This is a genomic window from Mycobacterium sp. 852002-51163_SCH5372311 (genome assembly GCF_001667115.1).
In the GTDB taxonomy this organism is placed as follows: Bacteria; Actinomycetota; Actinomycetes; order Mycobacteriales; family Mycobacteriaceae; genus Mycobacterium.
The window spans coordinates 1-17,571 of record NZ_LZIJ01000188.1 but is presented as its reverse complement, the minus strand read 5'-3'; the positions used below and the strand labels follow the sequence as shown (position 1 = coordinate 17,571).

20 protein-coding genes are annotated in these 17,571 nt (G+C 66.1%); 16 read left to right on the top strand and 4 right to left on the bottom strand.

The window, feature by feature from the left end; genetic code table 11:
• Positions 1-95: 95 nt before the first annotated feature.
• From A5791_RS22485 to A5791_RS22475, 3 genes are read left to right on the top strand one after another with little or no spacing between them, the layout of a single operon-like run.
• The gene (locus A5791_RS22485; RefSeq protein WP_067241612.1) at positions 96-1,184 is read left to right on the top strand and encodes a diacylglycerol kinase; all 1,089 of its coding nucleotides are present in this window, start codon (positions 96-98) and stop codon (positions 1,182-1,184) included.
• A gap of 26 nt (positions 1,185-1,210) precedes the next feature.
• Entirely contained in the window at positions 1,211-1,951 is a 741-nt protein-coding gene (locus A5791_RS22480; protein WP_067241793.1) for a glucose 1-dehydrogenase, read from the top strand.
• A gap of 19 nt (positions 1,952-1,970) precedes the next feature.
• Entirely contained in the window at positions 1,971-3,308 is a 1,338-nt protein-coding gene (locus tag A5791_RS22475) for an FAD-binding oxidoreductase (RefSeq protein WP_067241791.1), read from the top strand.
• A gap of 77 nt (positions 3,309-3,385) precedes the next feature.
• Here the strand turns inward: A5791_RS22475 and A5791_RS22470 are convergent, their stop codons facing one another.
• The 3 genes from A5791_RS22470 to A5791_RS22460 are packed head-to-tail and all read right to left on the bottom strand — an operon-like array spanning position 3,386 to position 5,654.
• Positions 3,386-3,934 carry a TetR/AcrR family transcriptional regulator gene (locus A5791_RS22470; protein ID WP_067241610.1) on the bottom strand — a complete coding sequence of 183 codons (549 nt, stop codon included), beginning with the start codon at positions 3,932-3,934 and terminating at the stop codon, positions 3,386-3,388.
• 34 nt (positions 3,935-3,968) lie between these two features.
• Complete coding sequence (locus tag A5791_RS22465) at positions 3,969-4,811, bottom strand: thioesterase family protein (RefSeq protein ID WP_067241608.1); 843 nt, start codon at positions 4,809-4,811, stop codon at positions 3,969-3,971.
• A 21-nt stretch (positions 4,812-4,832) separates the two neighbouring features.
• Positions 4,833-5,654, bottom strand: a complete 822-nt coding sequence (locus A5791_RS22460; protein ID WP_067241606.1) for an SMP-30/gluconolactonase/LRE family protein — start codon at positions 5,652-5,654, stop codon at positions 4,833-4,835.
• 128 nt (positions 5,655-5,782) lie between these two features.
• Between A5791_RS22460 and A5791_RS22455 the strand changes: the two genes are divergently transcribed.
• From A5791_RS22455 to A5791_RS22445, 3 genes are read left to right on the top strand one after another with little or no spacing between them, the layout of a single operon-like run.
• Positions 5,783-6,673: an acyl-CoA thioesterase II gene (locus tag A5791_RS22455; protein ID WP_156661551.1), complete on the top strand. Its 891-nt coding sequence runs from the start codon at positions 5,783-5,785 to the stop codon at positions 6,671-6,673.
• A gap of 14 nt (positions 6,674-6,687) precedes the next feature.
• Positions 6,688-7,602: an LLM class F420-dependent oxidoreductase gene (locus tag A5791_RS22450; RefSeq protein ID WP_067241604.1), complete on the top strand. Its 915-nt coding sequence runs from the start codon at positions 6,688-6,690 to the stop codon at positions 7,600-7,602.
• Complete coding sequence (locus tag A5791_RS22445; protein WP_067241602.1) at positions 7,603-8,748, top strand: acyl-CoA dehydrogenase family protein; 1,146 nt, start codon at positions 7,603-7,605, stop codon at positions 8,746-8,748.
• A gap of 65 nt (positions 8,749-8,813) precedes the next feature.
• Here the strand turns inward: A5791_RS22445 and A5791_RS22440 are convergent, their stop codons facing one another.
• A complete protein-coding gene (locus A5791_RS22440; RefSeq protein ID WP_067241600.1) occupies positions 8,814-9,488 on the bottom strand; it encodes a DUF427 domain-containing protein in 675 nt (224 codons plus the stop codon).
• Positions 9,489-9,590: 102 nt separating this feature from the next.
• Here A5791_RS22440 and A5791_RS22435 point away from each other — a divergent pair, with 102 nt between their 5' ends.
• The 10 genes from A5791_RS22435 to A5791_RS26185 all read left to right on the top strand — a co-directional run.
• Positions 9,591-10,760 carry a CaiB/BaiF CoA-transferase family protein gene (locus A5791_RS22435; RefSeq protein WP_067241598.1) on the top strand — a complete coding sequence of 390 codons (1,170 nt, stop codon included), beginning with the start codon at positions 9,591-9,593 and terminating at the stop codon, positions 10,758-10,760.
• Between the two features lie 166 nt (positions 10,761-10,926).
• Entirely contained in the window at positions 10,927-11,514 is a 588-nt protein-coding gene (locus A5791_RS22430) for a hypothetical protein (RefSeq protein ID WP_067241788.1), read from the top strand.
• 4 nt (positions 11,515-11,518) lie between these two features.
• Positions 11,519-12,223, top strand: coding sequence for an NIPSNAP family protein (locus tag A5791_RS22425; RefSeq protein ID WP_067241596.1), 705 nt, complete (start codon positions 11,519-11,521; stop codon positions 12,221-12,223).
• Positions 12,224-12,267: 44 nt separating this feature from the next.
• Complete coding sequence (locus tag A5791_RS22420; protein WP_067241786.1) at positions 12,268-13,440, top strand: cytochrome P450; 1,173 nt, start codon at positions 12,268-12,270, stop codon at positions 13,438-13,440.
• Between the two features lies 1 nt (position 13,441).
• Entirely contained in the window at positions 13,442-14,410 is a 969-nt protein-coding gene (locus tag A5791_RS22415) for a zinc-binding dehydrogenase (protein ID WP_067241592.1), read from the top strand.
• A 2-nt stretch (positions 14,411-14,412) separates the two neighbouring features.
• Positions 14,413-15,174 (top strand): HpcH/HpaI aldolase/citrate lyase family protein, encoded by a 762-nt coding sequence (locus A5791_RS22410; RefSeq protein ID WP_067241590.1) that lies wholly within the window; start codon positions 14,413-14,415, stop codon positions 15,172-15,174.
• Positions 15,171-15,563, top strand: a complete 393-nt coding sequence (locus A5791_RS22405) for a nuclear transport factor 2 family protein (protein WP_067241588.1) — start codon at positions 15,171-15,173, stop codon at positions 15,561-15,563. The genes A5791_RS22410 and A5791_RS22405 overlap by 4 nt, the downstream gene beginning before the upstream one ends.
• Positions 15,564-15,565: 2 nt before the next feature.
• A complete protein-coding gene (locus tag A5791_RS22400; RefSeq protein ID WP_067241585.1) occupies positions 15,566-16,291 on the top strand; it encodes an SDR family NAD(P)-dependent oxidoreductase in 726 nt (241 codons plus the stop codon).
• On the top strand, positions 16,288-17,214 hold the full coding sequence (locus A5791_RS22395) for an alpha/beta hydrolase (protein WP_067241784.1): 927 nt from the start codon (positions 16,288-16,290) through the stop codon (positions 17,212-17,214). The genes A5791_RS22400 and A5791_RS22395 overlap by 4 nt, the downstream gene beginning before the upstream one ends.
• Positions 17,215-17,341: 127 nt before the next feature.
• The coding region (locus tag A5791_RS26185) for a DUF222 domain-containing protein (protein WP_156661550.1) at positions 17,342-17,571 on the top strand (230 nt) is incomplete at its 3' end.

Below are 17,571 nucleotides of genomic sequence, written 5' to 3'. Positions count from 1 at the left end.
CGTGATAAATCGAGCCCGGTAAGGCGCCGTAAAAAATGTGGACTACTGTCTAGAAAGTTTTCGGGGCTGTTCAGGCCGGGGACGAAAGGACTCTCATGGCGATCCGCGTCGCCCATGTCGGCACCGGAAATGTCGGCCGGATGGCATTGACCGAGCTCATCACCAATCCGCAGTTCGAGCTGACCGGGTTGTGCGTGTCGTCGCCGGAGAAGGTGGGCCGTGACGCCGGGGTGCTCGCCGGCGTCGATGTCCACACGGGTGTCACCGCCGTCGCCGACCTCGACGCCCTGCTGGCGGCCGAGCCCGACTGTGTCGTCTACTGCGCCATGGGCGACACCCGGCTGCCCGACGCCATGGCCGACGTGATGCGTATCCTGGCCGCCGGCTGCAACGTCGTGGGATCCGCACCCGGGCTGCTGCAATACCCCTGGGGTGTCATGCCCGACAAGTACATCAACCGAGTGGAAGACGCTGCGCGGCAGGGTAATTCAAGCATCTTCATCAGCGGTGTGGATCCGGGGTTCGTCAACGACCTGTTGCCGTTAGCGCTGGCCGGCACCTGCCAGCGCATCGAGCAGGTACGCTGCATGGAAATCCACGACTACGCCAGCTATGACGGCGCGGAAGTCATGTACTACATGGGGTTCGCGCGGCCACTCGACGAAGTGCCGATGCTGCTGCAGCCGGGCGTGCTCAGCATCGCCTGGGGTACCGCGATCCGTCAGCTGGCAGCCGGCCTCGGCATCCGAGTCGACCAGATCACCGAGTCATACCAGCGCGAGCCGGCACCCGAGGACTTCGACATCGCGGTGGGACACGTGGCCAAGGGAACCCAGGCCGTGCTGCAGTTCGAGATCCGCGGCATGGTCGACGGCCACCCGGCAATTATCGTCGAGCACATCACCCGACTGCGTCCCGACCTGCGACCCGACTGGCGGCAACCGGCCGCCGGCGGCGGCTCGTATCGCATCGAGATCACCGGCGAGCCGTCCTATGCCGTGGACATCGTGCCGAGCAGTCGCAACGGCGACCACAATTACGCCGCGATCCTCGGCGCTGCCGGGCGAGTCGTCAACGCCATCCCCGCGGTGATCGCCGCGCCGCCGGGCATCAGGACGACACTCGACCTGCCGCTGGTCACCGGTAAGGGCCTGTACACGCCAAATGCTTTGGTGACCAACTAAACCGAAGGGACCAATCTGTGGGAAACGTGGGACGGGTAGCGGGCAAGGTCGCGCTCATCAGCGGTGGTGCGCGCGGGATGGGTGCTTCGCATGCACGGATGCTGGTGGACGAAGGCGCAAAGGTGGTGATCGGCGACATCCTCGACGAGGAGGGTAAGGCGCTTGCCGACGAAATCGGTGAGGCCGCACGTTATGTACACCTCGACGTCACGCAACTCGACCAGTGGGAAGCCGCCGCCGCGACCGCGACCGGCGAATTCGGAAAGCTCGACGTGCTGGTCAACAACGCCGGAATCGTCGCGCTCGGCCAGGTGCGGAAATTCGATATGGCCAAGTGGCAGAAGGTGATCGACGTCAACCTCACCGGGACGTTCCTGGGCATGCGGGTAGCCGTCGACCCGATGACGGAAGCCGGGGGCGGCTCGATCATCAACGTCTCGTCGATCGAGGGACTGCGCGGCGCCCCGGCTGTGCACCCCTACGTCGCGTCCAAGTGGGCGGTACGCGGTGTGACGAAGTCGGCGGCTTTGGAGTTGGCGCCGTTGAACATTCGGGTCAATTCGCTGCACCCCGGCTTCATCCGCACCCCGATGACCGCTCACCTGCCCGACGACATGGTCACCATCCCGCTCGGCCGTCCGGCCGAGTCGCGGGAAGTGTCGACATTCGTCGTATTCCTGGCCAGCGACGAGTCGTCGTACGCCACGGGCAGCGAGTTCATCATGGACGGCGGCCTGGTGACCGACGTGCCGCACAAACAATTTTGATGGCGGTATGACCGCAAGCTTGCTGCGCAGCCTGGCGGGCGCGGTCGGTGCCAATCACGTCGTCACCGACCCCGACGTGCTGGCCGCCCGAAGCGTCGACCACACCGGACGCTATCGGGGCCGGGCCGGTGCCCTGGTACGGCCCGGTTCGTCCGACCAGGTCGCCGAGGTGCTGCGGGTGTGCCGCGACGCGGGTGCCTACGTCACTGTGCAGGGCGGCCGCACCTCGCTGGTGGCGGGTACCGTGCCCGAGCACGACGACGTGCTGCTGTCCACCGAAAGACTTTGCGCGGTAAGCGATGTCGACCCTGTCGAGCGACGCATCCAGGCCGGTGCCGGAGCCACCCTGGCGGCGGTGCAGCACGCGGCGAGCGCGGCCGGGCTGCTGTTCGGCGTGGACTTGGGGGCCCGGGACACAGCGACGGTCGGCGGTATGGCGTCGACCAATGCGGGCGGGCTGCGAACCGTCCGCTACGGCAACATGGGCGAACAGGTCGTCGGTTTGGACGTCGCCCTGCCCGACGGTTCGGTGCTGCGCCGCCACAGCCGGGTGCGCCGCGACAACACCGGCTACGACCTGCCGGCGCTGTTCGTCGGAGCCGAAGGCACTCTGGGTGTCATCACCGGGCTGGACCTGCGGTTGCATCCGATGCCGTCGCACCGGGTGACGGCGATCTGCGGGTTCGCCGACCTCGAAGCACTGGTCGACGCCGGCCGCACCTTCCGGGACCTGGACGGCATCGCCGCGCTGGAGTTGGTCGACGCCCGGCTGGCCCCTTTGACCGGTGAGCGCCTCGGGGTCGGCGCACCCGTGGCCGGCGACTGGATGCTCCTTGTGGAGCTGGCCGCCGACCACGACCAGACCGAGCGTCTGGCCGGCCTGCTCGAGAGCGCACGGTTGTGCGGTGAGCCCGCGGTCGGCGTGGATGTCGCCGCGCAGCAACGCTTGTGGCGCGTGCGTGAATCTGTTCCCGAGGTGCTCGGCATGTACGGGCCACCGTTGAAGTTCGACGTGTCGTTGCCGTTGTCGTCGATCAGCGGGTTTGTAAGGGATGCAATCGATTTGGTCAGGTCACGGGTATCCGAGGCGTTGCCGGTCGTGTTCGGCCACATCGGCGAGGGCAACCTGCATTTCAACGTGTTGCGTTGCGCGGTCGATGCCGAAGCCGAACTCTTCGCCGCGATGATGGACCTGACTGCCGCGTGCGGTGGCAACGTCAGCTCCGAACACGGTGTCGGCAGCCGCAAGCGGGCCTATCTGTCGATGTCGCGGGAGGCCGCCGACATCGCCGCGATGCGCACGGTCAAGGTGGCGTTGGATCCCACCGGCTATCTGAATCCCGCCGTGTTGTTCTAGTCGCCTTTGCCGCGAAAGTGCAACTGCCGACGGTGCTACTCGAGAAATGCGTTCCCAGTTGCACTTTCGCGGGGGGACTAGCTGGTGTTTTTGATGCCGACGGCGTGGCGCAACTGGGCCAGGAACTGGTCGGCGTCGTCGCTGCGGACTATGTAGTGCGAGATCGCGATCCGGATCACCGTTGCGGCCTTCACCGCGGCGTTCGGGCCGGGCAGCAGCCTTTGCAGACCCTCGCGCATCTCCGGGATCACCCGCGAGACCTGTCCGATGACGTGCTCGGGTTCGACGTCGACCATCCGCACCCCGGAGTACGAGTACTGCCATTCGACGATGAATCGCAATGCGGCGTCCAGCCTTTCGACGCCCTTCAGACCCGCGGTCGCCTTGGCCAGTCCGCTTTCGAAGCTGTGGCGCTCGTAGCGTGAAAACGCCGACAGCAACTCCTGTTTGGATGCGAACCAGCGGTACAAAGTGGGCCGGGATACTCCGGCCTGGGCCGCGACTTCGGAAAGACTCAGCTTCGTGGTCCCGCTGCGTCCGAGTACCTCGGCGGTGGCTGCGAGAATCCGTTGACGAGTAGAAGTGTCGGTTTCGCCGAAATCCGTCGTCTGGGCCGCCTGGCTCATAGTTGAGACCCTAACCGCGTCGGCGGAGAACTGGTCACTTTCCCGTCTCCGGACGTCTCGGACGCTCTGGGCGCCGGCGGACCAATACTGACTGCTGAATGGCGCCGATCGCGCCCCGCCCGTCGAACAGCGTGCCGACCGTGGTCCCGATGCCGTCCGGCCCGTAATGGGTTTTCGCCCGGATACCGATCCAGTCGCCGTCGGGGACCCGGAACACATGCACGGCCAGATCGGTGTTGATGAATGTCCACTTGGTGATGTCGAGTTTGCTGCCGATGCCGTTGGCGCAGTCGGCCACCGCGAACAATCGCTCCAACTGGGTCATGGCCTCGCCTTTGACCAGGTCGACTGTCGGCTTGATCCAGGATTCGCCCGGGCCGGGCGTCAGCGGCTCGGTCAACCAGAGCCACTCCAAGCTGTGCACGTAGTTGCGGTCCCATTTCCGGGCCGCGAGGTTGCGGGGGTGCGCCTCGCTCACCGGGCGCGTAGGGGGCGTTGCCGAATGCGCCACGGCCTGGGTGTCCTGGTGCTGCAATCGCCAGCCGCTGGCCCGGGCGACGCGCCGCGGCGGGCCGTCGGGGCCTTCGGCCAGCATCTCGGCGGCGACGAGCTCGATCTGCTTGCCGCTGCGTTCCAGCGTGGGGCGGACCCACAGGTCGCCTTCGGCCGGCACCGGCCCGAGCAGGTCTATGACCACCCGGCTGAGCCTGGTGTCCTCGCGCTGCTCGCAGCGTTCCAGCGCGCGGACCAGCAGCGCCGACACGGGTGCGCCGTGCTGTATCGACGCCGACCAGGTGCCCCGGGCCAGGTCGGTGGCCCTGAACTTCTCTCCGAGAGCGTCGGTGTCGTCGATCAGCTCGTAATACGAATCGGACATGTATTCACCTTTGCAGGGGTTTCAGGGCAGACCGGCGCCGGGCGTGGCGACCGTGACGGCGTCGAGCCGAGAGAGCCGGGTGCCGGCCAGGCGCTGGGGATAGGCGTCGGTGCTGGACAGCAGGAACAGCGTGCGGCGTTCGGGGCCGCCGAGCGCGCAGGCGATGGCTACCCGCTCACCCATGTCGATTCGGTCCGTCACGGCGCCGCCCTCGACGACCCGCTCGAACTGATGCGCCAGCGTCATGGACGTCCACACTCCGCCCTCGGCGTCCAGCGCGACGCCGTCGGGCGGGCCGTCGAGGCCGTCGGCGAAGAGGCGTCGGTCGGTGAGCGCGCCGCCGTCGCCGATGGTATAGGCGGTCAGTCGCCGGGCGACCGACTCGGCGACAATCAGCGTCGTGCGGTCCGGTGTGATGACCATGCCGTTGGGAAAGTCCAGGTCGTCGGCAACGACGGTGGCACTGCCGTCCGGATCGAGGCGCACGATGAGGCCGTTGCTGAGCTGCTGAGATCCGATGTACGCCCGGCCCGCGTCGTCGACCACCATGTCGCCGAGGTTGGCGGCCGTCACGTCGGACAGATCGGCGATGGTTGCCACGGTTTCGCCGTCGTAGCGCAGCACCTGCCGGTCTTCGGTCGAGACGATCAGCAGTGAGCCGTCCGGCCGGAAACCCAGACCCGACGGTGTGTGGCCGGGCAGCGGCAGCGTGGTCAATGAGCCGCGCATGTCCGAGGTGTGTACGGCCTCACCCAGCATGTCGGAGAACCACAGCAGTCCCTCAAACCACCGCGGACCTTCGCCGAAGCAAAAGCCCTGGGCCAGGGCGGTGGGCTCCGTCATGACGTTACAAATCACTGCAGAAGTGTCATGCACCGACGGTGTCGCTGTCAACGTGGGGCGGTACGCGTCCGAGCTTTACAAGCAATGCGCAAAGTGTCACGCTGAGCCGTGAGTTCCGGGAGCGAGAGGTGAACGTGTTGACGACAGAATCTGATCAAGCCCAGTGGTCGGTTGGCGGCCTCCTCGATCTGTTCGACGTAGCGGCGGACGGGTCCGATCGGTTCACCGGCGACACCGGACTCTCAGGTCAGGACGGTCGGCAGGTGGTGGAAGGCACCCAGGTGCTCGCCCAGGCGATTGTCGCTGCGGCCAAACGATTCCCGGACAAATCGGTGCGCTCTGCCCACGCGGTGTTCTCTCGTGCCGTCACGGTCGGACCGCCGGTCGAACTGGTCCTCGATGTGGTTGCCGAGGGCCGGTCCACCGCCACCGCGATCGTCGCCGCGCACCAGAACGGCCGGCGCTGCATGAGCGTGACGGTGCTGGCCGACGTCCCGACTGACGACGTCATCCGCCACCACTTGCCGCGGCCCGATGTGGCCGGGCCTGCCGAGGCCAACCCTTCCGAGATGCCGATGATCGGACGCGAGCTGCGGCTGGTCGACGTGACGGACGTCAACAGCCCGGATGAGGTGGGGCCACCGGAGCTCTATGCGTGGCTGCGTTACGACCCGATCCCGGAGCGGGACGATCTAGCCAAAGCGCTGCTTGCATATTTCACCGGCCACCTGGGGATTTCCACGACCATGCGCGCGCACCCGGGCATCGGAACCAGCCAGGCACACCTGACCGTGTCCACCGCGCCGATGACGATCTCGGTCGCCTTCCATGAACCGGTGCACTGGGACGGCTGGCTGTTGTACACCCACGAGAGCACCCAGGTCGGAGCGGGCATGTCCTACGTGCGCGGCGCGGTGCACACCGAGGAGGGCGAACTGTTGGCGTCCTTCGCGCAGGAGTCCCTGATCCGTCCGCTGCGCACCACCGACACCGCAATCGACTCGCGGTCCCGTTTCTAGCGGCTGCAACGACCATGCAATTCGCGATCACTCACCCGATGCACAGCCATCCGTACAACCCGGAGCTGTTGAGTGGCGACAGCATTGCCGCGGTGGCGGCGGCTGCCGAGGCCGCGGGGTTTCACGGATTCGGGTTCACCGACCACCCCGCGCCCTCCCAGCGCTGGCTGGAAGCGGGCGGACACGACGCGTTGGATCCTTTCGTAGCACTGGGTTTCGCTGCCGCACGGACGACGCGGATACGCCTGGTACCCAATATCGTGGTGCTGCCGTACCGGAATCCATTCGTTGTGGCCAAGTCCGGTGCGACGCTGGCCCTGTTGTCGGGGGACCGTTTCACCCTCGCCGTCGGGGTGGGTTACCTCAAGCGGGAATTCGCGGCGCTGGGTGTGAACTACGACGAGCGCGCCGAGCTGTTCGAGGAAGCCCTGCAGGTGATCCGGGCGGTCTGGTCCGGCGACGATATTTCTTTCGAAGGAAAGCATTTCAGCGCCCGAGGCATCACCGCGCACCCCCGGCCGAGTACTCAGCCGCCGATATGGGTCGGTGGCAACACGGCCGCGTCTCGCGAGCGAGTCGCCCGGTACGGTGACGGTTGGTGTCCATTTCCCGCACCGGCGCAGCTGGCCCAGACGGCAGGCACCGCGGTCATCGACTCGGTGCAGCGTCTGAACGAGGGCATCGAGGACTTGCGGCGCCGATGCGATGCGGCCGGCCGGGACTGGTCCGCGATCGACATCACCTTCACCAACTTCGAAGGTGGCAGCTCCGCCGGCGAAGATTTTCATTCCGACGCCTACCTGAGTGGTCTGGAAAAGCTTGCGGCAGTGGGTGTTACCTGGGTGCAGGTCGGCCTGCCCGGTGACAGTCTGGCCCACGCGCTGGAGACCATCGACCGCTTCCGGGCGCTTGTCATCGACGTGATGTGAATGGATTTCTCGCAGGTCGCGCTCAGCGCTGAAGACCAGGCTTTCCGCGACAGGACACGGGCGTTCCTGGCCGAACACGTCACCGACGAGGTACGCCGTCGCGATCGCGCGCTCGGCGAAAACTTTGATGAGCAAGTGCATTTGGCGCTCGGTGAAGCGGGTTACCTGGCCGCGGACTGGAAGCTCGAGTCCGAAGGTGGATTCGACCCCGTGCGCCGGCGGATCTTCGAACTCGAGGTCGCCAGGGCTCACACGCCTTGGTACCACTGGGGAACCACGTCCGTCGTCGCGCGGTTGGTGGAGCAGTTCGGCAAGCCGGAGCTCGGCACGCAGGTGTTGCCCGGGGTTCTCTCTGGACAGATCCGGCTCTGCCTGGGCTACACCGAGCCGGACGGCGGCTCGGACGTCGCCACCTGCAAGACCCGCGCGGTGCGTGACGGCGACGAATGGGTTATCAACGGCTCGAAGATGTTCACCTCAAACGCGCAGAACGCCAAGTACGTGTTCCTGCTCACCAACACCGACCCGCAAGGGCCCAAACACAAGAACCTGACCATGTTCCTGGTGCCGCTGGATTCGCCGGGCATCGAGATTCAGGGCATCCGCACGCTGGACGGCGATCGCACCAACATCGTCTACTACAGCGACGTGCGCGTTGACGACCTGTACCGGATCGGTGAAGTCAACGGTGGCTGGACGGTGATGCGGTCCGCACTTGACTCCGAGCACGGTATCGTCGATCCCGAAGACCATGGCTTGCAGAGCATTTCGGCGATGTCCGGCCACGGCATGGTGATGGCCGAGGCGGTGGACGCGGTCGCGGCCCGTGCCGATGCGGACGACGATTCGGTACGCTACCGCCTTGGCCGCAGCTTTGCGCGGATGGAAGCCGCGCTGTCCACGCCGGGCATGTTCGGACGCGTCGCGCTTGCCCAGACGATGCGCGACATATCGCCCGATCTGATGGACATCTTGGGCAGCGCATCGGCGTTGCCGACCGATGCTCCGGGTGCCGTCGGCGACGGCGCAGCGGAATACCTCTTCCGGCTGTCGTTACCGACGGGGATTTACGGCGGCACGCTCGAAGTGTTCCGCAATATGATCGCTCAACACGAGCTCGGCCTCGGGCGCCCTAGCTATCAGTAGCCGCGAAAGTGCAACTGCCGACGCCGGTACTCGGGAAATACGTTGGCAGTTGCACTTTCGCGGAGTCAGCCGGGCAGCTCGGCCAGCACGTCGGCGCGGGTTTCGTCGAAGCTCAGAAACCCCTTGATCGGCAGGCTTTCCGGAAGAGGATCCCGATAGCTCCACGCGACGTCGTCGATCATCGTGTCGTTGACTAGCGCGGACCAATATGTGGCCACGCCCTTGTAGTTGCAGTAGCTCGTCGTAGCGGTCCGGCGCAGCAGGTCGGTGCGAACATGCGCGGGGTCCACGTAGAGCCGCGGGGCGAGCGCCGTCTCGAAGAGAATGACGGTGTCGTGCGTGTCGACCAGCACGGTGTCGTCCACCGACACGCGCAGACGGCGCTGCGTGGGACGGCAGTCCACCCGGTGGTACGGATTCGGCGGGTAGTGGACGAGTTTGCGGCCCTCCTCCAGCCAAGCGTCGACGGAATCCCATGGGACGTGGACAAAACCGGGCGCCTCCGGTTCGGGCTCGGTTGGCAGTTCACCGACCTCGTCGGCCGGGAAGACATAGCTGAGTGGACGGCCCGGTCGGTGCACCATCAGCGCGTGTTCGGTGTCGATCACCAGTTGGTTTTGTCGAAAAGCCTGTATCCGCCGCGGATGTGGCTCGATATAGACAAGGCCGGCGGGTACCGGGGGAGCAAACCGCCCGGCGGGATCCTTGCCCAGCGGACCGCGTCCGGCGACCAGACTCATGCTCACCTTCTTCCGCGCTGACTGTGGACATATTGTGCGCGTAGATCGGGGTCGCCGTAACACAACCCCACATTCGCCGGTAGGAACCGGTAGGAATAAGCCATGGCGGGACCGGTGGAAGGCATCAAAGTCGTCGAGCTCGGAGTGTGGGTGGCCGGACCGGCTACCGGCGGCATCCTGGCGGATTGGGGCGCCGACGTCGTCAAGATCGAACCACCGACCGGCGATCCGGGACGGCTGTTCGGCCGGATGCTGGGCTGCGACCTCGGGGTCAACCCGCCGTTCGAGATGGACAACCGCTCCAAGCGCAGCATCGTGCTGGACCTCACCACCGCCGACGGCCGCGACACCGCATTCGAATTGCTCTCCGACGCAGATGTTTTCGTCACCAATGTGCGTCCAGCAGCGTTGCAGCGGCTCGGACTGAACTACGAGTCGGTCCGCGATCGCAACTCGCGGCTGGTCTACGGACTGATCACCGGCTACGGCGAAACCGGACCCGACGCCGACCGCGCCGCGTACGACGTGGCGGCATTCTGGTCGCGCGCCGGCGTCGCCCACCTGCTCACCCGGCCCGGCGACACACCGCCGTTTCAGCGTGGCGGCATGGGCGACCATTCGGCGGGCATGACCCTGGCCGCGGCCGTGTGCGCGGCGCTGCTGGCCCGCGAGCGCACCGGCGAAGGACAACTGGTGACCACGTCGCTGTACCGCCAGGGCGCCTACACCGTGAGCTTCGACCTCAACACCTATCTGCTCACCGGCCAACCGATCGCCATCGGACAGCGGGAGTCGATGGGCAATCCCTGCATGAACAACTACGCCGCCGGCGACGGTCGACGTTTCTGGATCGTCGGGCTGGAGGCCGATCGGCACTGGCCTGCGCTGTGCCGCGCCGTCGGCAAGCCGGAGTGGCTGACGGATCCGCGATACGGCGACGCGCGGTCCCGGGCCGCCAACGCCGGTCAACTCGTCGCCGCCCTGGACGAGATCTTCGCTACGAAGTCGCTTGACGACTGGTCGGAGGTCTTCGCAAACGAACCGGATTTCTTCTGGTCACCGGTCAACGCCCTGGAAGACGTCGTGGCGGACGAACAGTTCCACGCGGCGGGCGGGATCGTCGACGTGCCGGACGGCGAAGCAGGTATTCCGATGGTCGCCACCCCGGCGGATTTCCATGGCACACCGTGGGCGCCGCGTTCCGCCGCACCGCAACTCGGGCAGCACACCGCGGAAGTGCTCGCCGAACTTCGGGCCCGCCACAACCCCTGACGCATCTCGCGGACCTTTACAAAATCGCCTTGAAGTGTCACGCTGTCCGGTGAGCCGCGTCACCCGGTCGGACCAGACGGTGAGGCGGTGACAGCCCATGACAAGCGCCCAGGCCACGCCGTCGGCACCACGATCCGTGGCAATGGGAATGGTGAGGAATGGATGGATGGTCACTGGAACTTTCGACATCGACGACTACCGAAAAGACGACTACCGAAAGCGAGGTGCGGCGGGGCGACCTCGCGCGGATGCAGAGAGTCTGCGATACCGACTCGACGTGGTGGCCGTCAGCACGCGCGACGCGGTGTGCGCGGCAGGCGGGTGGATGTACGACCGGGTGGCGGCTGGTTGGGAGGTGACCGTGCTGTTGCCGCAGGGCTGGGACACCCGGCCCCTGCGCATTCTCGGGGTGGCGGCGGTGGATCTGGAGTCGTGGTTCACCCGTTCGGCGGGCCAGGGGCTGGCGGTCAGCGCCGAGGCGTTCACCGCGGATGCAACCGTTCAGGCCCGCGTCCTCAAGGCGCTGAATCACCGGTCTACCGACGTCGCCCTCTGGGGTGACGGTTGGCCCCTCGAGGTGAACCGGGGGATGACCACGGTGCAGCACGTGCTCAGCGGCGCGGCACGGTTGTTCAAGAGCCACGCCCTTGCCGCGGCCGGGATTGGCTGCGACGCAGTAGATTCCACCGAAACACTGGTGCGTGACGCGGCTAGTTGCCTGCCGGTCGAATCGGAGCTGATTCGGCTTGGCTAGCAACATGAAGAAGTACTACCGCCACACGCTGCTGTACCTGCACGAGACGATCGCGCTGGGGTCGGGCCGAAGTGACCGATTCACCGAGCTGTTCACCGACATTTATCAGCCGATGATGGACGAGCTCGGCGCACGACTGTTCGCAATGTGGGAATGCACCCCCTACAACGGTCACTGGCCGCAGGTGACGATCATTTGGGAGATCGACGGGTTCGCCGACTACGCGCGGATCGGGGCGGCCCAGGCACGCGGCGGCAGCCATGAGGTCGCGGCCGGGAAGTGGTCGGCGTTTCTGGCCGGCATCGGCGCGTCGGGGGAGGGCCGCATCATGTACCCGGGGCCGAGCAACAAAACGCTGGCTCAGCTGCGCGAGGCCAACTTCACTGCGCCACTTGTGATTCAAGAGATCATGCAGACCAAGCCGGGTCGTCAGGATGACTACATCCGCGAGCTGGAGCGCCTCTATGTCCCATGGTCTGAGCGCACCGGCAAACGATGGCTGGGCTCGTTCACCACCACGTTCCGCTACAACGAGGTCATCCACTACTGGGCACTGGACGGCGGTTGGAATTGTTTTGCGCAGCACTACCCGTCCTGGAAGGACAACCCGCCCGCCGAAATCGTCACCTGGATGAGCGTGGCTCCGGCCCTGCGCGACGGTTGGGAGGACTCGATTCTGCAGGCCCTGCCACCCTCACCACTGCAGTGAACAATCCGTCGGACTTCCGCTACGACCCTTTCGACGCAGAAGTAATGGCAAACCCATTGCCCTACTACCAAATCCTGCGCGACCAATATCCGGCGTACTACATGCCGCAGTGGGACACCTTCGCCCTGTCCCGATTCGACGACATCTGGCGGGTGCTGGAGATGAACGACGGGACATTCGTCGCGTCCGAAGGAACCTTGCCCGCCGCGTCGGTGCTGGCCGACCACAACACCGGGCCGGTCGACGACCCGCCGCTGCATCCGCTGCCGTTCCACGCCGTGTTCGACGCCGATCTGTACGGCCAGATCCGTCGCGCACATTCGCAGCCGTTGCGGCCGCGGCCGGTGGCCGGGCTGGAGGCGAGAATTCGCGAGTTGGCGAACCAGCGACTCGATCTGCTGTTGCCGCAAGGCTCATTCGACCTGACGCAGGACTACGGCGGTGTCGTGGTGGCCTCGATCGTATGCGAACTCCTGGGGATACCAACCGATCTCGCTCCCGACGTACTGGCCGCCGTCAACGCCGGCAGCCTCGCCGAACCCGGCGTCGGCGTCGATACCGCGGAATCCCGGCCCAACTATCTGGAATTCCTGGTACCCGTGGTCCAGCGGCGCCGCGCTCGCCAGGGCGGCGCGCTGCCCGTAGTCGACGGACTGCTGAGCTATCGGCTGCCCGACGGCAGCGACCTCGATGACATCGAGGTCGCCACCCAGATGCTGTGCATCTTCATCGGCGGGACGGAAACGGTGCCCAAAATCGTCGCCCATGGCTTGTGGGAGCTCAGCCGGCGGCCCGAACAGTTGGCCGCGGTGCGCTCGGACCCGGCGGCCAATGTGCCCGTCGCGCGCGAGGAGATGATCCGCTACTGTGCGCCCGCGCAATGGTTCGCCCGAACGGCCCGCAAGCCCTTCGCAATTCACGATCACACCATTGAGCCGGGCCAGCGGGTGATCACACTGCTGGCCTCGGCCAACCGTGATGAGCGGGAATATCCCGAACCCGACGAGTTCGTCTGGAACCGGCCGATCCGTCGCTCCCTGGCATTCGGCCGCGGCCAGCACTTCTGCATCGGATACCACTTGGCCAGGCTCGAAGTTGCTGTGTTGCTGCAGGAATGGCTGCGCCGCGTTCCGGACTTCGCGATACACGCCGAGCAGGCCACCCGGCTGCCGTCCAGTTTCCAATGGGGATGGAACAAGATCCCGGTGGCGGTGTGACGTGTGGTCTTACCGGATCGTCGCCCCCTACTTGTTCGAGCGGAACCAGATCGCCGACAAGACCCCCGAATCCCTCGCCGATGGTCAAGTGCTACTGCGGTTCTTGGCGGCCGGCGTGTGCGGTAGCGACCTGCCCGCGTTTCGCGGCGCGCGGGGCCGGCTTCCGGGTGACGACGGCCGCAGCGCGGCGGAGAAGGACGGCTTCCCAGTCCACGAAGTTGCCGGCGAGGTCATCGCGAGCCGGCATCCGCAACACCGCGCGGGCGACCGGATAGTGGGCTGGGCATCGGGATTCGACGGCCTGATGGAGCGGGTGATCAGCGACGGCGACGGGCTGGCGCCTTACGATCCGTCGCTGACACCGGCCCAGGCGGTCGGGCTGCAACCGCTGGCTTGCGTCCTCTACGCGTGTGAGCAGCTGCCGGACCTTGCCGACCGTCACGTGGCGATAATCGGGCAAGGTTCACTCGGATTGCTGTTCTCCTATGTCGCCAAAGCGGCCGGGGCCAGGCGTGTCACCGGGGTCGATCCAGTGGACCGCGAAAAACTGTCCACCGCATTCGGAGTCGACGAGGCGGTCCGCGCAACCAGCGACCGCTGGGTGAGCCAGCTGACACCCGGCGACCGCGCGGACATCGTCATCGAAGCCGTCGGCCATCAGGTGGCCACGCTGGGTCACGCCATCGCCGCGGCCGCCCCCGGCGGCACGGTCTTCTATTTCGGCGTCGCCGACGACGATTCCTACCCGATTAGTATGCGCACCATGCTGCGCAACAACTTGACACTGAAATCGGGTGTGACACTTGACAGACGGCGGGTGCTGGAGGCCGCCGGGAAGTTCGCCGCGCAGCATCCGGCGCTACTCGGTGCATATTTGACGCACACGTTCGGTGTCGACGACGTGCAGGCAGCATTCGAGCTGGCCAGTCGGCCGGAACCCGAGCACATCAAGATCGCGATCTCGGACTGAACATGGCTCAGAAACTCACCAGCAACCTACGGCAGGCGCTGAGCCAGAAATCTATTCTCTGGGGTGGATGGATCACCGGGCCGACGCTGATCGGTCCCGACGAATTCGCCAGGGCCGGTTACGATTACGTCGGTTTCGACGCCCAGCACGGGTACCTTGACGATGCCGAAATCGCAGCGACGCTCCGCCACATCGAACACCTGCCAATCGGTACCGTGGTGCGACTGCCCGACGCCGCACCGGCGCCGATCGGGCGGGTGCTCGACGCCGGTGCCGATGCCGTCGTCGTCGCGATGATCGAGTCGGCTGAGCAGGCGGCCGCGGCGGTGGCCGCCACCCGTTATCCGCCGCTGGGCATCCGCAGCTTTGGGCCGCTGCGCGCCAGCCTCGGCTTCGATGCCGCCGCCCTGGCCGCTCGCGCGGGCGTCTTCGCGATGATCGAAACGGCCGCCGCGCTCTCCGACCTGGATCGAATCTGCGCCGTCGAAGGCCTGGCCGGAATCTATGTCGGCCCCGCCGATTTGGCCATCTCGATGGGTTTCGACGCCGTCGGGGCAATCAAAAAGCCAGAAGTGCTGGACACGATAGTGCGCATCCATCGCACCGCCACGGCGGCGGGCCTGGTCACCGGCATCCACGCGGGCGACGGCGAGGCGGGACGTGCCATGCGCCAGTTGGGTTTTCGGATGGTAACCCTGGCCGCCGAATCGCAAGCGCTGCGCCGCGGCGCGGCCGAGTACCTGCGCGAGGCGACAACGCAATGAACGGTGACCACGCAGCAATCCGCGACCTCATTGCCCGCTATGCGCTGAGCCTTGACGCCGGCGACATCGACGAGTGCGTGGAATTGTTCGCTGACGATGCCGAATTCCTGGTCTACGGACGGTCTTTCGCAGGACACCACGGTATTGGTGACATGTTCCGGGAGGCGCCCCGCGGGCTGCATCTGACCGGAGTCTCGCGGATCGACGTCGACGGCGACACTGCGACGGCTCGATCGCAGGTACTGTTCGTCCGGGCCGGGACCCTGCAGCTGCGGCCAGCCCTGTACGACGACGAATTGGTGCGTGATGGCGGCTGCTGGCGCTTTCGGCGGCGCCGATGCCGGTTCGTCACCACGCACGGCCTGTCCGACAACCCCGAGGCTCCGTGACCATGACCCGCGTCGCATTGGTGACCGGAGCAGCCGGCGGCCAAGGCTGGGCGATCGCCGAACGGCTTAAGGCCCAAGGCTATTGCGTGGCTGCCTGCGACCGGCGCTCCGACGAGCTGTTCGCCGCCGTCGACAGGCTGGGCGCCGACGAGGTGATCGGGATCGGACTCGACGTGACTTCGCCACGACAGTGGGAAGCGGCCGCCGAAACCGTCGTCGACCGATTCGGATCGCTGACCACCCTGGTCAACAATGCCGGTGTACTACACCGCGCGTCCTTGGCCGACGAGACCGCCGAGGACTTCGAAAACGCTTGGCGGGTCAACTGTCTGGGCGCCTTCCTCGGCATGCGCGCCACGCTCGATCATCTGCGTGCGGCGGAAAACGCTGCCATCGTGAACATCTGCAGCACCGGGGCGATCCGCCCCTTTCCGCAGCACTGCGCCTACGGCTCGTCGAAATGGGCACTGCGCGGCCTGACCCAGACCGCCGCGGCCGAGCTGGCGCCATTCGGTATCCGCGTCAACGCCGTATTTCCGGGGCCGATCGCGACCCCGATGCTCGATGACGCAACCCAGCAGCGGCTGGTCGAGTCGTCGACCTTCGGACGGCTCGGCCGGCCCACCGAGATTGCCGACGCTGTAGTGTTTCTGGTCTCCCCGGAAGCGTCGTTCATCACCGGTTCGGAACTCGTCGTAGACGGCGGACAATGCCTGCAGATCCGCTGACCGAATTGGACGAAATCGACCGACTCGACCCGGTGCTGCGCGCAGTCGCCATCGACCGGACCCTCTTCACCACAGACGCGATCCCGCTGATCCGACAGTCGATGAATGAGCGTCGCCGCACTGCCGCCCAACAGGAAACCGCGGCCGCGGTGACTATCGAACACCTACACGCCGGCGGCTCAGTCCCGGTCCGTATCTACCGGGCTGCCACCGCACCGTCACCCGTGGTTATCTACTGCCACGCAGGAGGATTCGCGTTGGGTAATCTCGACACCGACCATCGGCAGTGTTGGGAGCTCGCCCACCGGGGACGCTGCTCGGTGGTATCCGTCGACTATCGGCTGGCACCCGAGCACCCGTCTCCGGCCGCGCTTGACGACGCCGTGGCAGTGCTGAAATGGACCGCCGCCGAGGCGGCCAAACTGGGGTTCGATCCCGCGCGCCTGGCTGTCGCGGGTAGCAGCGCCGGTGCAACCCTGGCCGCATGCCTGGCCCAGCGTACGGCGGACGGCTCGTTGCCACCGCTGGTATTCCAGCTGCTGCATCAACCCGTGCTCGATGACCGCCCAACCGCATCCAGGAAGGAATTCCGGAGGACGCCTGCCTTCGACGGCGAGGCGGCCGACCTGATGTGGCGCCACTATTTGAACGGTCAGGATCCGTCACCAGCTGCAGTGCCGGCCAGGTCAAGCGAATTACGCGGTCTGCCACCGGCTTTGATCACCTGCGCGGAGGTCGACCCGTTTCGTGACGAAGCGGTCGAATATGCGCTGCGGCTGTTGCGGTGCGGCGTTTCCACCGAGCTGCATGTATTTGCGGGCGTCTGTCACGGATTCGATTCGTTGCTGCCGGATTGGTCGGTTTCCCAGCGGCTGTTCGCGCTGCAGGGCGATGCTCTGACGCGGGCCCTCCACGGCCAGTAGACGCAGAATCGCCCAATTTGACGGCAAATTAGGCAATTCTGCGCCTGCTCGCTTGGGAGTGTGCACCAAATTCAGAGCGGGGATCGGGCGGCCGGGATTTGTCGTAGGTGGCTGCGATGATGATGTCGTGTCTTCGAACGCATCAGCCGGCGCCGTGAAGGTGAGTCCTAGCGGGCATGTTGAGGTGCTGTTTGAGGAGTTGGCGCAGTTGGCCGGTCAGCGCAACGCGATTGATGGGCGCATCGTGGAGATCGTCGCCGAGCTGGATCGCGACCAACTCTGCGGGGCCACGGGCGCGCGGTCGGTGCCGGCGTTGGTGGCCTGGAAGCTCGGCTGTTCGCCGGCGAACGCGCAGAC

Excerpts from the sequence above, each read along its gene's own strand:
- A5791_RS22485 (WP_067241612.1), top strand. The coding sequence starts at position 96 with ATGGCGATCCGCGTCGCCCATGTCGGCACCGGAAATGTCGGCCGGATG.
- A5791_RS22470 (WP_067241610.1), bottom strand. The coding sequence starts at position 3,934 with ATGAGCCAGGCGGCCCAGACGACGGATTTCGGCGAAACCGACACTTCT.
- A5791_RS22465 (WP_067241608.1), bottom strand. The coding sequence starts at position 4,811 with ATGTCCGATTCGTATTACGAGCTGATCGACGACACCGACGCTCTCGGA.
- A5791_RS22460 (WP_067241606.1), bottom strand. The coding sequence starts at position 5,654 with ATGACGGAGCCCACCGCCCTGGCCCAGGGCTTTTGCTTCGGCGAAGGT.
- A5791_RS22450 (WP_067241604.1), top strand. The coding sequence starts at position 6,688 with ATGCAATTCGCGATCACTCACCCGATGCACAGCCATCCGTACAACCCG.
- A5791_RS22445 (WP_067241602.1), top strand. The coding sequence starts at position 7,603 with ATGGATTTCTCGCAGGTCGCGCTCAGCGCTGAAGACCAGGCTTTCCGC.
- A5791_RS22440 (WP_067241600.1), bottom strand. The coding sequence starts at position 9,488 with ATGAGTCTGGTCGCCGGACGCGGTCCGCTGGGCAAGGATCCCGCCGGG.
- A5791_RS22435 (WP_067241598.1), top strand. The coding sequence starts at position 9,591 with ATGGCGGGACCGGTGGAAGGCATCAAAGTCGTCGAGCTCGGAGTGTGG.
- A5791_RS22430 (WP_067241788.1), top strand. The coding sequence starts at position 10,927 with ATGGTCACTGGAACTTTCGACATCGACGACTACCGAAAAGACGACTAC.
- A5791_RS22425 (WP_067241596.1), top strand. The coding sequence starts at position 11,519 with ATGAAGAAGTACTACCGCCACACGCTGCTGTACCTGCACGAGACGATC.
- A5791_RS22420 (WP_067241786.1), top strand. The coding sequence starts at position 12,268 with ATGGCAAACCCATTGCCCTACTACCAAATCCTGCGCGACCAATATCCG.
- A5791_RS22410 (WP_067241590.1), top strand. The coding sequence starts at position 14,413 with ATGGCTCAGAAACTCACCAGCAACCTACGGCAGGCGCTGAGCCAGAAA.
- A5791_RS22405 (WP_067241588.1), top strand. The coding sequence starts at position 15,171 with ATGAACGGTGACCACGCAGCAATCCGCGACCTCATTGCCCGCTATGCG.
- A5791_RS22400 (WP_067241585.1), top strand. The coding sequence starts at position 15,566 with ATGACCCGCGTCGCATTGGTGACCGGAGCAGCCGGCGGCCAAGGCTGG.